The following is a 13388-nucleotide window of genomic DNA, read 5'->3' on the forward strand; positions in this document are numbered from 1 at the left end:
GGCACAGGAGGAAAGCTGTTATGGATGACATAAAAAATATATACGCTATAGATCCTAAAAAATGGAATATTTATCCAGACGGAACGCATTCCTTGGAAACCGCAGCAGGCATTAACAATGCATTGCAATATGCCTGCGACAACAAGTATAATGGAGGATACTTATCTAGTGGCACCTATCTTATTGACGCCGTATCCCACCCCATATTAATTCCTGATAAATTATCATTTTATATGCATGCTGACTGTATTTTGCAAGCGGAAACAACATTTCGTCCTTTATATAGTATTGTAAAGCTGGTCAATTGCAGCAATTTAGAAATTAGAGGGGGACAGATAATCGGTGATACGACAGAGCACATATTTTATTTAACCAGTTTATTTGAATCGGGCAGCATCAATGAGACTACCGGCGCAACTGCTGCGGATTCCACTAAAATTAGGACAATAAATTTTTTGGATTCTTCAATATACAATAATTTTTTTGATGAAAACTTTTTTTTAATACAAAAAAACAGCTCGATTGCCTCAAGCGTTTGTGATGTATACCAATATGACGCGAATGGAGTTTTCATAAGTAAAATTACCGGGGTTACACTACAAACGGATGTATATTCAGCTAATGCGCAATTAAAAGATGCCAATGCTGTAAAATTTAAAATCGTCATAACACAGGCAGACCCTGCAGGCGCGCAAGTATATATGCGGAATGGCATCTATCCTACACACGAATTTGGCTATGGGATACAGTTATTGCAATGCACAGATATTAAAATCGCCGATTGTTATATAGGAAAATGTACCGGTGATTCGATTATTTTTGATCACAGCCCAGCCTATGCAAATCCTAATACAGGGATAGTTGTAGATCATTGCGTTTTAGACGGCAGCAGGCGGCAAGGGATTTCGATTGTCAGCGGGCAATATATAACGATTATAAATAATGCCATTAAAAACATAAAGGGGACAGATCCTCAATATGGCATTGATATAGAAGATGAGACAGGGTATGGCAACGATATTTTAATCGAAAATAATCGTTTTACAGGTAATAATCATGGAGATGTAAATAATTTCAATGGCAGAAATGTTATTATACGTAACAATACGATGCAAGGTGGTGTCGGGGGTATTAATACTTACGCAATAGCTAATGTATATGGCTATAATTCTATTTATGAGGATAATATTATTACCGGGTTCGGAACGGGTGTGGGTATAGCGTGTAATTCGGGCGCAAAGGACTACTCCGCTAAGTGGTTTATTGTTAAAGGCAATATAGTAAAAGGATTTTCGCGAGGTATAGGGATAGGCAAGGCAAATACGGCAATTGTAGAAAATAACCATATAGAGAATTGTGAGAACAGCATTACATTTGATAACATAAATTATTTATTTGTTAAAGGCAACACTTATTACAATAACACTTATACTAACTATGACTGGTTAGGTACTATTGCAGATGGCAGTATAGCCGGCGAATCAATTTATAATTCAACAGTCCTATTAGCTAAAAATATACCAGTAGTATCCTCATCTTTCTTTTCTTGTTTACTATCTGGCTGCGTGGCGGATGCAGATGCTGTCTTTTCAAATTGTATTTTTAATGCGATGGCTGCTGACCAAACTAAGCAGTTAATAGCCTACGATGGCAATTTTAAGTTTAAAAATTGTATTTTTAAAGGAACTATTAGTAATGTTGCAGGTAAAAATGCTTATTATATTATTGCCGGCAATCGAGTAACATTTGAGGGGTGCACGATAGAAACCAATGCCTGTCAGTTTTTATGGGTGTATAAGGATGCTTTGCTAAAGGATTGCAATATAAAAATGAATGCAGCAACGCCGATAACCCTGATTAAATCTGTTGCGTTTGACCCAGCCGTATTCATAATTCAAAATTGCAACTTTAGAAATACGGGTGCAAATAGTATAACTATTGATTTGGGTTCCACGGTTTCAGCTTCTTATTTTATCAATAATGTAAATCAGGGGTCAATCATATTAGTCAAACAATCAACCCATACGGAGGTTAATACTGTAACAATAGCTTAAAGTTTTGGCACGGTTTTGACGCGGCTAAAATTTTGCAGAAATCACTTTTACGCAATGAAGGCTTACAAAGGTTCTATTTATTCCATTTATAACCGCATCTTCTACATTTATAGCTTAATCCTCCGATTAAGCGTTCTTGCAGGGGATGTTTTTCTTTACAGATTGGACAACATAAAGGGCAGTCTGGATTTACGCAAATTTGAGTGAGACCTAATAAAGATGTTTTCATTTCCGCATTGCAAATAGAACATTTCATTATAAATCAACCTTTTTATTTCAATTTTAACATAAAAGCCCGGAAGACGACAGATGCAAGGGAGCGGTTTGTTAAGGGCTCAACTGGAATAATAAGCTTGCTGATTAGCAGAAGCGGGAAATAAAAATAGTAATTGCAAAAAAAATACAATTAATATAAAATAAGGGTAATATTGGGAATCATATAGAAAAGCAACTGTAATGATAGTAACTGAGAAAATTATATAGCTGCAAAGACAAGATGCTTGATTGTTGTAATGTATTCGGGGAGATGATTCCGATATCACTAAATGACAGAGTAGAATGGGTCGATACTGCCAAAGGAATCGGTATTATTCTGGTTGTGCTGGGGCATATTTGGCTGATGAGGGAAGGCTATAATTATATTTATTCTTTCCATATGCCATTATTCTTCTTTTTATCAGGCTACATAGTCAATTTTGCAAAGTATGATGGTTTAAGGCAGTTTATAGTGGTGAAACTGAATGGTCTGGTCATACCATATTTCTGGTTTTCTTTCTTTACTTATTTATATTGGGTCCTTGTTGAGAGAAAGTTTTCCGGCAATGAGGTCAGTCCCGCAGCTGCATTTATAAATATTTTTATTTCTCCCGGCGCTGACCAATATTTGCCTCATAACCCTGCACTATGGTTTTTAACCTGCTTATTTATTGTTGCAATTGCCTTTTATGGAATGGCAAGCAAGCAAAAACTGCTGCATATAGGTATTTTGCTCTTGCTGAGCTCAACTGCAGGCTATGCTGCAACTTTGTATTTGCCAAGTTCCTTTCCCTGGAGTATTGATGTGGCACCAACTGCTATTGTATTTTATGGGATGGGGTTCATTATAAAAAAAATGAAAGTAACATTTATAAAATCCAGCTGTAGGCGGTTGTGGGTGCTTTGCTGCTGTGTACCGGCAGGATTTATAATTTCACAGCTTAATGGCAGTGTCGTTATGGCAGACAACGTGTATGGCAATTACTTATATTTTTATCTTGGGGCATCTTTGGGAATAACCAATGTTGTCATTATTGCGATGCTTTTTAGAAAAAACAGGGCGTTGTCTTATTTGGGACAAAATTCCCTGATTATTTTAGCCTTGCATTTTCCCATTAAAAGAGCAGTTGCGAGTCTTACCAGCAAAGTTTTAGATATGCCGTTGGTACAAATGAAAGAGTCATTTTTGATCAGTGGAATTGACACTGTAATTACAATTTTGTTTTTGCTGCCGTTTATCTATTTAATTCGCCGTCAATTATCGTTTATGCTGGGCAGAAGGCCTGCGAGAAATAGGATTGCGGAGGGGGCAGGGCTTTCGTGAAAAATTTATTGATTATTGGTGCAGGGGGGTGTGGCCGGGAAGTTTTTCAGTGGGCCAAAGACATTCAAAGCGAGAAACAAATCTGGAATTCCATCCGCTTTTTGGATGATGATCCGCAGATGTTAAACAGCTTTGAACTGCAAGAGGCCATGGCGGGGACGATTAAGGGCTATCAGCCCTGTGCCGGTGATGAGATTATTTGTGCTATCGGCGATCCGGTTACTCGACTTGCACTATGTAACGATTTTAAGAGAAAAGGGGCAATTTTTGCGAATGTAATTCATCCAACCGTGATTATAGCGGATGATTCCCGCATTGGCACAGGTGTGATTATTTGTCCGAGAACGATCATTTCAACTAACGTTCAAATCGGTGATTTTGTTTTAATCAATACGTTTTGTGTGGCGGGACACGACGTTACAATAGAACAAAGCTGTACATTGAGTGCTCAGTGTGACTTGATGGGAGGTGCTTACTTGGAGGAGGCAGTTTTTCTGGGAAGCGGAGCCAGGATATTTCCCGGCATGCGTGTGGGCAAACAATCTAGAATTGGCGCGGGAAGTGTGGTAATCCGGAATGTCCCGTCCAATGTCAGCGTCTTTGGTAACCCGGCTAAACAAATTTATTAAAAATGATGCGTGGAAGGGTGGGATTCAATGTTTCATGAATATTTCGGGACAATGGTGGATTAAGCTGGTACGGAGGTTTAGATAGAATATCATTGTGTTGATTCAGGACAAGCTGAAGGAGTGAGGGAGGGAACGGGATGAAGCATACGGTACTGGAATATCTCCTACAGACGGTTGAGCGATATGGTGATAAAACCGCTGTTGTTGATGGCGAACGCCGGATGACATTCGAGCAGCTTACTATTGCCGGCAAAAAAATAGGCTATTATTTGTATTTAACTTATAAATCTAGCGGGCAGCCGGTAGCCGTATTGCTGCCCAAGAGCGTTGACGGCCTGACAGCTTTTTTGGGAATTTTATACAGTGGCAATTTCTATGTACCCTTTGACGAACAGTTGCCTGGACTCAGGCTAAAACGGATGATTGATAATTTACAGCCAATGGCAGTCATTACAGCTCCGGAATATGAGACGAAGCTGCTGGCCGCCGGCGTTAACCAGGAGCAGCTGGTCATGCTTGAAAAAGCTGCAAGTCAGGGGAACCGGTATGATGGTAAAGTACTGGAGACGATTCTGGCACAAGTAGTTGATACCGATCCGGTTTATATTATCTATACGTCAGGCTCAACCGGCGCACCTAAGGGAGTGGTGATATCCCATAGGGGCGTGATCGACTATATTGACTGGGCAGTACGTTGCTTCCAGGTGGATTCGAAGACCGTTATTGGCAATCAATCGCCGTTTTATTTTGATAATTCAACATTGGATATTTACTTGTGCCTGGCCGCAGGGGCAACCCTTGTGCTCATTCCCGCCCAGTATTTTGTTTTTCCGGCGAAACTGATGGAGTACGTCAATGTTATGAAGATTAATTTCATTTTCTGGGTGCCCTTTGTTCTGGTCAATGTGGCCAATCGGCGTATTTTGGAAAGTACGGCGGGTTCCACTCTGACCAAGATTTTATTTGCCGGCGAGGTAATGCCCAATAAGCACCTTAACTACTGGCGCAGGTACATACCGGATGCTTTGTATGCTAATTTATATGGTCCGACTGAAATCACGGTGGACTGTACCTATTATATTGTCAAGCGGGAATTTGCCGATCAGGAACCATTGCCTATCGGCATACCGTGCTGTAACAGTAATATTTTGGTGCTTGACAATGAGGGCCGGCCTGTGGCGGGGCATGAACCGGGCGAACTATGCGTCCGGGGAAGTTCACTTGCGCTAGGCTACTGGAATGATCCGGATAAAACAAAAGCTGCGTTTGTGCAAAATCCACTTCACGATCATTATCCTGAACGCATCTATCGTACCGGCGATTTGGTGTATTATAACGATCATAAAGAAATTATGTACATAAGTCGGAAGGACCATCAAGTAAAACACCGGGGATACAGAATTGAGCTGGGGGAAATTGAAAATGCTGCGCTCAGTCTGCGGGAGGTGGAACATGCCTGCGTGGTTTACAATAAAAACCGGCAGGAGATTGTCCTGATTTATCGGTCATTAAGGACGCTTAGTATAGAATATATTCGGAAAAATTTGCTGCCGCTGCTGCCAAAATACATGCTGCCTGCAGTTGCTTATCAATTGAATGAGATGCCGCTTAATGCCAATGGGAAAATTGACCGGCCGGTTTTGGAGAGCAGGTATGGAGGCTAGATGGATGAATTTTAAACAAGTGATCGTCCTGGGGTCGGGTAAAATAGCGGTTGAGTGCATAGACAGCCTTGTGGGGTATACGATTAAGGTGATCGCTGTTGAACAGGAAGAGCAGCCAATATCTTTTGTTCGGGTCATTGGGAGGAAGTATGGCCTGGAGTATCACCGGATTACAAATAAACAGGATCTAACGGAATATCTGGACAGAATTGAGGCGGAAACGCTGGTGATTAGTGCGAATAATAATTATCTTTTCCCAGCGAAGATATTGAGAAAGAAAAACTTCAGCGTCGTCAATTTCCATAATGCGCTTTTACCGGATTATCCCGGGAGAAATGCGCCAACCTGGGTAATTTTCAACGATGAAAAAACAACGGGAATTACTTGGCATTTGGTGGACGAAGGGGTGGATACCGGCAATATACTCAGTCAAAAAACAATTGGGATCACTCCAACGGTGACGGCATTAGAATTGACTAAACAATGTATGGACGCTGGGGCTGAGGCCTTCCGCGAGATGCTGCCAGGAATACTGGAAGGTCAATTTTCCGGTAATATTCAGGATGTGAAGCAAAGAAAGAATTTCCATTATGCCAAGGATATTCCCAATAATGGCTATCTGGAAGTTTCCTGGTCATTGGACAAGGTATCTGCTTTTTTGAGATCGCTTAATTACGGTAGAGCTCAGCTTTTTCCACCGTCTAAGGTAGTACTGCTGGGACAGCGGTACTTCATTAAAAAGTACCGCATTATAGCGGCGATAACGCCGGAATACCATATGGATTTATGCGAAAAAGAAATAATTTTACAGGATGGCCAGAGGCGGATTCACATAGCGCTTCAAAGGGCACAAGAAGATGAGGTGGAGGAACAGGAAAATGGAGAAGCTGAGAAAGTTGCTGCAGGAAATCAGACCGGAGATAAATTTCACGGAGACGGAGGCGGGAGACTTCATACAAGCTGGGATACTGGATTCCTTTGATATCGTAATGCTTGTTTCGGCTATAGATGAAGCTTACAGCATATCGATTAACGGACTTGATATTGTGCCGGAAAATTTTACTGATCTGGCGAGCCTTCAAAAATTAGTGCTGAAGTACGGAGGACAGCCATGAATTTTACTTTTCAGCATAAACGAATTAGTGGAGTTCTGACTGTTTTGCCTCACAATGAAATAAAGTTTGAAGACGAGATGAATCAGTATAATTTCCCTTTAGAAAATACACTGCGACTCAAGCAGATTATGGGTTATGACCGGCATCGAATTGCTGAGCCGGGAGTCTGTGTTTCGGATTTATGCATATTCGGACTGAGATCACTGCTGGTTCGTGGTTTGGTCAACAAGAACGACATTGACGCTCTTATTCTTGTCACGCAAACGCCGGACTACCTATTGCCGCCTACCAGCAATACTATCCAAGGAAGATTGGGCCTCAAGCAAGATATATTCTGTCTGGATATCAATCAAGGCTGCGCCGGCTATATCATTGGACTGATTCAAGCATTTATGCTGTTAGAGCAAGATGCGGTCAAAAAGGCTGTGGTACTAAACGGGGATATTCTCAGTCGAAAAACTTCCTGCAGGGATCGGAACAGCTATCCGTTGATTGGCGACGGAGCAGCGGTGACTATAGTGGAAAAGACTGATCAGGATAACACCATTTATGCGAATATCAAGATGGACGGCAGCCGGGGCGAGGCATTAATGATTCCTGCCGGGGGGCTTAGGATGCCGGTTACAGCGGAAACAAGAGTACTGGAGGATGATGGTGATGGCAACCTGCGGAGCAAGGAAAATTTGGTTATGGATGGACTAGGCATCTTTCAATTTGTCCAAACAGAGGTACCGCAAATGGTGGACAATCTGCTGAATTTTAGCGGGGAAGATAAAGACAAAGTGGATTATTTCATGTTTCACCAGCCTAACCGTTTTATGCTGGAAAAATTGGCAGATCAGATGCAAGTACCGCGCCGCAAAATGCCCAGTAATATTGTCGAACGGTTTGGTAATGCCAGCGGGGTTACTATTCCTGCCAACATCACCTTTAATCTGGGCTCGCAGCTACGGAAAGACTGGCTGCGGCTCTGCCTGAGTGGGTTCGGTACGGGGTTAGCCTGGGGTTCTATGCTGCTTACAGTAGGCGGCTTGGATTTCTGTGAGATGATTGATTATGAGTGAGAACGTTCGTTTTGCCGCCTTTGGGGGGAAAGCTGCCATCGGTGGCGAGGACGGGTGAATATTTTTTCTGGAATTTAATGCTGAAAATTATTAAAGAGAGGATATTTCGATGAATTTGAAAAGAGTATTTGATTTTGTTAGTTCGGTGTGTTTACTTGCGGCTTTTTCGCCCGTTATGCTGGTTGCTGCATTATTAATCAAGCTGAATATGGGATCGCCTATTTTCTTTAAGCAGATAAGAGCGGGATTATATGGCAGCCACTTTTATATTTATAAATTTCGCACGATGATAGATGCTAAGGATGAATATGGGGAATTTTTACCGGATGCAGTTAGGGTGACTAGGCTGGGAAGGTTCTTACGTAATTTTAGTTTGGATGAATTGCCACAATTATATAATGTAAGTAGAGGCGATATGAGTTTAGTAGGACCGAGACCGCTCCTCCTAAAATATCTGCCTTATTATAGCGCGAGGGAATCATTGCGGCATACTGTACGACCGGGTATAACGGGCTTAGCACAGATATCTGGCCGGAATTTATTATCCTGGGATGAAAAGTTGGAGCTTGATGCAAAATATGTTGAAAATTGGTCACTATGGTTAGATTTAAAGATCCTTTTTCTTACATTCTTGCGTGTGGTTAACCGAAGTGGGGTAGTTAGCGTGCAGGATAGTATGATGCTGGCCTTAGACAAGGAACGAGAATTAAAGATAAATTGAATTTGTAAAAAAATATATGTGTCAATAATTGTATAATGAGGGGATTTTAATGAAGTTCACATTTATTACGCCTGACTCGCATTGCTGGCTTGAAACCATTCATAAGCTGCCGCATGACAGCTATCATCTGCCTGAATATGTAGCATTAAATGCAAGCTATGAAAAAGGCGATGCGTATGCATATGTTATGGAAGATGGTTCTAATATATTTTTTTTCCCTTTTATTATTCGGCCGATTTCTCTTGCGTTTCATGAAATGGGAGATTCAGTGCTGTATGATGCAATATCGCCCTATGGGTATTCCAGTCCGCTCTTGTTAACGGAAGACACGACAGGTCGGTTTTGCCAAAAAGCAATGAGTACTTTTTTGGCAGAAATGAAACGGAGAAATGTTGTAGCAGTCTTTTCACGACTGCATCCGCTTCTAACGAATCATGAAATGCTAAATGGCTATGGAACATTAGTCAACCATGGCAGCACAGTTTCCATTGATCTTACTTTATCCGAAGGGGAACTGTGGCAGCAAATGCGGCGGAATCATCGTGCTGGTATAAAACGGACCGGGGAGAAAGGCTATAGTGCATTTGTAGATTATGAGGGGAAATATTGGGAGCAATTTATTGCCATCTATTATGAAACTATGGAGCGAAATAAGGCGGATCAATACTACTATTTTAGTGCTCGCTACTTTGAAAAGTTAAGGCAGGCAATGAGAGAATGCATGTATTTAGGCGTTGTTCTTGATCAAGGGGAGGTAGCATCTGCCGGCCTTTTCACTGAAAGCAACGGGATTGTTCAATATCATCTATCCGCAACTGCGGACAAGTATTTAAAGGGCGGAAGTTCGAAACTCTTGCTTTATTTTATAACACTCTATGAAAAAAAACGGGGCAGCCGCATACTGCATATCGGGGGCGGGATTGGTGGAAACGAAGATTCATTATTCAGATTTAAAGCAGGATTTTCACAAACCAGACATGCGTTTTATACTTGGCATATCATTGTCAATGAAGGGATATATTCTCAATTAGTTAGCGAATGGGAGCAATATAACGGTAAAAAAGCAGACGATATATGTGACTATTTTCCGGTATATAGGAAAGACGTTTAATGCCACAAAAAATGGGAGTAAGATACGTATGGCAGGATTATTAATTATCGGAGCGGGCGGCCACGGTAAAGTGGTTGCGGATACTGCGCTGAGCATGGACAAATGGGATAAAATTGCTTTTTTGGATGATCGTTATCCAGAAATAACCTCTGTGCTCAATTTTCCCATTCTGGGAAAAGTTGATGAATATCTGCCGTTCCATAGCAGTTATCAAGATGTGGTCGTTGCTGTCGGTGATAATAAGCTGCGGGTGGAACTCATTCGCCGATTCATTGATTGCAGGTTTAGACTGCCGCTTATTATTCATCCCCAAGCTTTTGTAAGCAGATTTTCTGACATAGGCCACGGGTCAGTAGTATTTGCCCAGGCTGCGATAAACGCAGGAACAGTAGTGGGCATTGGAAGCATAATTAATACGGGAGCAACTGTTGATCATGAGTGCCTGCTAGGGTGTGGTGTCCATGTTTCTCCCGGTGTGCATATAGCGGGTCAGGTAAAGATCGGGGACTATACGTGGCTGGGTATTGGTTCGACAATTATTCAGCAACGATCCCTTGGCCGCAATGTGATAGTAGGCGCCGGTGCAGTCATTATTCAAGATGTTCCGAATGATGTTACTACTGTAGGAGTGCCGGGAAGAGTCTTACATAAACAATATTTAAACTATGTATAGAGTTAAGTCTTGTATGAACGCGAGTTTAAGAGCACAGGCCTCGATTATGGGACGCGGAAGGGAAGATGCGGAGTGGAACAACAGGAATTCATCCAAAAGATCAGGGAAGTGCTGTTTGAAACAAAGCGGAATATTGATGCGGCAACAGTGCTTGATGATTTGGAAGGCTGGGATTCACTTGGAAGGCTGAGTCTTGCGGTGCTGATTCAGGAATCCTTTGGCGTGATGGCAGATACGAATACACTGCGGCAGTGTAGGACTGTAGGTGATATTATCAATCTGGTTCAGAGTAATTCGTTTCAGCAAAGCTGAAACACCGGTAATGCAGGTGGGGGCGGCTTTGCCTGTCTATAGAGGCGGGAGCCTTGACTCACCGTTAAGATAAACTTACTTTAGTCCACCAACTGAGTATTCTAGCAGTGTTACTCCTCACTTCGAAAGATGCCTCTGGTGTAACAGGAAGCGGATTCATAGTTCTGGCAGCAACTTTATCGGTTATTCCTGGTATTCCGATGGCCGATTTAGCGCTAATCTTTAGCATTGATCGGTTTATGTCTCAGGGCCGTGCTGTGACTAACCTTATTGGGAACGGCGTAGCTACTATTGTAGTTTCGAAATGGGAACAAGAATTAGATGTAAAAAAAGTTGAAGAGATATTAAATTAGAAGGTAATAAAATGGACCAAGGAACATTCAGAGTAAAATCTGGATTGGCCGAAATGCTTAAAGGTGGCGTTATTATGGATGTCACCACGCCAGAACAAGCCAAAATTGCCAAACAGGCCGGTGCCTGTGCTGTAATGGCTCTCGAGCGTGTTCCATCTGACATTCGTGCCGCCGGCGGTGTGGCGCGTATGGCTGATCCGGCTATTATACAAAGAATTATGGATTCCGTTACGATTCCCGTTATGGCCAAGGCGCGAATTGGTCATTTTGTCGAGGCACAGATTCTAGAGTCGCTCGGCGCGGACTATATAGATGAAAGTGAAGTCTTAACACCTGCTGATGATAAGTTTCATATTAATAAGCATAAATTTAAAATACCTTTTGTCTGTGGTGCAAAAAATCGAAGGTGAAGCTTTGCGTCGTATTGCCGAGGGTGCAGCAATGATTCGCACAAAAGGAGAACCTGGAACCGGCAATGTAATTGAAGCGGTACGCCATATCCGTATGGTCATGAGTCAAATTCGAGAATTACAGAATCTGCCGGATGAAGAAGTTTCAGCCTTTGCAAAAAAGATTGCCGCACCGCTCGAACTTGTTGTAGAGACAAAAAAATTAGGAAAGTTACCTGTCGTAAATTTTGCAGCAGGTGGTATTGCTACTCCAGCCGATGCTGCACTTATGATGCAGCTAGGTTGCGATGGTATTTTTGTCGGGTCCGGTATCTTCAAATCCGGCGATCCGGCTAAACGAGCCAAAGCGATTGTTGCTGCTACAACATATTATAATGATCCAAATGTACTCGCCGAAGTGTCAAAAGATCTGGGAGATGCAATGGTTGGAATTGATATATCTACTATCCCGGGAAATGAGTGTATGCAGGAACGCGGTTGGTAGTATTGTTTACAAAATAAATAGAAAAAGTTGAGAATTATATTTTTGACTGTGTTGGAGAATTTCCCAAACATAACAACTTCTAACCATTGAACATAATCCCTATACTTTTTGCATGATTTCTTTTTACTGCCTCGCACTGGCAGTATTTTTTTATACATAAGAATCTGAATAGCTTATATGCTAGTGATATTTGCAACGGCCGATTTAATAGGTCGATTCGCTTGTCTATAAGGGATATTATAAAAGATTTGTGTAAATAATAGAAAGGAATTGAAATTATAGAGGGACATATGATGGCAGATTATATACACGTACTAATTTCGATTCCACAAAAATACAGTGTATCGGAGATCATGGGGTATCTAAAAGGGAAAAGTGCCATTATGCCTATTTGAGAGGCACTTAAATTTGAAATACAAGTTTGGAAGTCGTCATTTTTGGGCGGAAGAGTATTGTCCAACGTTCATGTCCTTCAGGCGGTGCTGTACAAGTTAAGGCTATAATTTTTGCTTCAATTTCTCCATCAAATTTATGGGCTCGGTTTTTCTGCGATTTTCGACCCAGAGCACTTTCCAAACCCTCTTCAACATACCGTTTGGCAATTTGGATTACGGAACACCGACAGGCATCATAGGTTTGTTCGATCTTTTTATTCGTCCAGCCTTTGTTTTCCGGTATTTCGTCCAATTTTAGAAGAATTTGCGCATGTTTGATTTTATAGCCTTGGGTTTTTCCTTCTTTAATGATTTTTTTCAATTCTTTGCGTTCATCTTCAGACAATGTAACATAATATTTTTGACTCATTCTTTTGCACCTGCGGTTTTTACTTTATTATACTCTTATCAGATGCATATTCGTATCTTTTTGCTAAATGGGTGATGTACTAGCAGGCAGGTGTAATCTGCAGTGACGTTTGAAGAGTCAAGACATACCCGGCGTAAAGATTTCTTTTTTGTGATTTCAATGTTTGTTTTTACGCGGATTACAAACGGTTGACAATCTTTAAAATAAGTATCGGAACGCTCAATTTGAAAATAGGCTCTGTCTGCAACTATAATACAAGCTTTATCCGCTAATTCATTCAACAAAGGGCCGTCGTGTTGCAGGCCGGTGGTTTCCAGCACTTTTTGCGGAAGTTCCGTAGATAAATTTAAGGCAGTATGAAGCTTTACTCCTGCCCGCTTGCCATGATACGGAGCCCACAGCAACCTTGTTTCAC

The 13388-nt window shown here is 41.6% G+C and carries 12 protein-coding genes and 3 pseudogenes; 13 read left to right on the forward strand and 2 right to left on the reverse strand.

Features of this window, described 5'->3' with window-relative positions; genetic code table 11:
* Window positions 1-20: 20 nt before the first annotated feature.
* The 13 genes and pseudogenes from ABFC84_17865 to tnpA all read left to right on the forward strand — a co-directional run bounded on the left by ABFC84_17865 (window position 21) and on the right by tnpA (window position 12622).
* The gene (locus tag ABFC84_17865; protein MEN6414609.1) at window positions 21-2054 is read left to right on the forward strand and encodes a right-handed parallel beta-helix repeat-containing protein; all 2034 of its coding nucleotides are present in this window, start codon (window positions 21-23) and stop codon (window positions 2052-2054) included.
* Window positions 2055-2580: 526 nt separating this feature from the next.
* A complete protein-coding gene (locus tag ABFC84_17870) occupies window positions 2581-3633 on the forward strand; it encodes an acyltransferase family protein (protein ID MEN6414610.1) in 1053 nt (350 codons plus the stop codon).
* Window positions 3630-4262 (forward strand): acetyltransferase, encoded by a 633-nt coding sequence (locus ABFC84_17875; GenBank protein MEN6414611.1) that lies wholly within the window; start codon window positions 3630-3632, stop codon window positions 4260-4262. The genes ABFC84_17870 and ABFC84_17875 overlap by 4 nt, the downstream gene beginning before the upstream one ends.
* Window positions 4263-4399: 137 nt before the next feature.
* Window positions 4400-5926, forward strand: a complete 1527-nt coding sequence (locus ABFC84_17880; GenBank protein ID MEN6414612.1) for an amino acid adenylation domain-containing protein — start codon at window positions 4400-4402, stop codon at window positions 5924-5926.
* Window positions 5927-5930: 4 nt separating this feature from the next.
* On the forward strand, window positions 5931-6908 hold the full coding sequence (locus tag ABFC84_17885; protein ID MEN6414613.1) for a formyltransferase family protein: 978 nt from the start codon (window positions 5931-5933) through the stop codon (window positions 6906-6908).
* A gap of 129 nt (window positions 6909-7037) precedes the next feature.
* On the forward strand, window positions 7038-8105 hold the full coding sequence (locus tag ABFC84_17890) for a ketoacyl-ACP synthase III (GenBank protein MEN6414614.1): 1068 nt from the start codon (window positions 7038-7040) through the stop codon (window positions 8103-8105).
* 109 nt (window positions 8106-8214) lie between these two features.
* Entirely contained in the window at window positions 8215-8826 is a 612-nt protein-coding gene (locus tag ABFC84_17895; GenBank protein MEN6414615.1) for a sugar transferase, read from the forward strand.
* 49 nt (window positions 8827-8875) lie between these two features.
* A complete protein-coding gene (locus ABFC84_17900) occupies window positions 8876-9937 on the forward strand; it encodes a hypothetical protein (GenBank protein ID MEN6414616.1) in 1062 nt (353 codons plus the stop codon).
* 28 nt (window positions 9938-9965) lie between these two features.
* The gene (locus ABFC84_17905; protein MEN6414617.1) at window positions 9966-10610 is read left to right on the forward strand and encodes an acetyltransferase; all 645 of its coding nucleotides are present in this window, start codon (window positions 9966-9968) and stop codon (window positions 10608-10610) included.
* Window positions 10611-10682: 72 nt separating this feature from the next.
* Window positions 10683-10922, forward strand: coding sequence for an acyl carrier protein (locus tag ABFC84_17910; protein MEN6414618.1), 240 nt, complete (start codon window positions 10683-10685; stop codon window positions 10920-10922).
* 86 nt (window positions 10923-11008) lie between these two features.
* Window positions 11009-11275, forward strand: a pseudogene (locus tag ABFC84_17915) (cation:dicarboxylase symporter family transporter).
* Between the two features lie 11 nt (window positions 11276-11286).
* A pseudogene (pdxS, locus tag ABFC84_17920) lies at window positions 11287-12169 on the forward strand (pyridoxal 5'-phosphate synthase lyase subunit PdxS).
* A gap of 236 nt (window positions 12170-12405) precedes the next feature.
* Window positions 12406-12622, forward strand: a pseudogene (tnpA, locus tag ABFC84_17925) (IS200/IS605 family transposase).
* Here the strand turns inward: tnpA and ABFC84_17930 are convergent.
* On the reverse strand, window positions 12572-12973 hold the full coding sequence (locus ABFC84_17930; protein MEN6414619.1) for a hypothetical protein: 402 nt from the start codon (window positions 12971-12973) through the stop codon (window positions 12572-12574). The pseudogene tnpA and the gene ABFC84_17930 sit on opposite strands and share 51 nt — an antisense overlap.
* 38 nt (window positions 12974-13011) lie before the next feature.
* Window positions 13012-13388: transposase (locus ABFC84_17935; protein MEN6414620.1), on the reverse strand; the 377-nt coding region annotated here is incomplete at its 5' end.

Source organism: Veillonellales bacterium (genome assembly GCA_039680175.1).
GTDB lineage: Bacteria > Bacillota > Negativicutes > JAAYSF01 > JAAYSF01 > JBDKTO01.

What these genes read in the sequence shown, in the direction of transcription:
- ABFC84_17865 (MEN6414609.1), top strand. Translation starts at nt 21, where the DNA reads ATGGATGACATAAAAAATATATACGCTATAGATCCTAAAAAATGGAAT.
- ABFC84_17895 (MEN6414615.1), top strand. Translation starts at nt 8,215, where the DNA reads ATGAATTTGAAAAGAGTATTTGATTTTGTTAGTTCGGTGTGTTTACTT.
- ABFC84_17870 (MEN6414610.1), top strand. Translation starts at nt 2,581, where the DNA reads ATGATTCCGATATCACTAAATGACAGAGTAGAATGGGTCGATACTGCC.
- ABFC84_17900 (MEN6414616.1), top strand. Translation starts at nt 8,876, where the DNA reads ATGAAGTTCACATTTATTACGCCTGACTCGCATTGCTGGCTTGAAACC.
- ABFC84_17885 (MEN6414613.1), top strand. Translation starts at nt 5,931, where the DNA reads ATGAATTTTAAACAAGTGATCGTCCTGGGGTCGGGTAAAATAGCGGTT.
- ABFC84_17890 (MEN6414614.1), top strand. Translation starts at nt 7,038, where the DNA reads ATGAATTTTACTTTTCAGCATAAACGAATTAGTGGAGTTCTGACTGTT.
- ABFC84_17905 (MEN6414617.1), top strand. Translation starts at nt 9,966, where the DNA reads ATGGCAGGATTATTAATTATCGGAGCGGGCGGCCACGGTAAAGTGGTT.
- ABFC84_17880 (MEN6414612.1), top strand. Translation starts at nt 4,400, where the DNA reads ATGAAGCATACGGTACTGGAATATCTCCTACAGACGGTTGAGCGATAT.
- ABFC84_17930 (MEN6414619.1), bottom strand. Translation starts at nt 12,973, where the DNA reads ATGAGTCAAAAATATTATGTTACATTGTCTGAAGATGAACGCAAAGAA.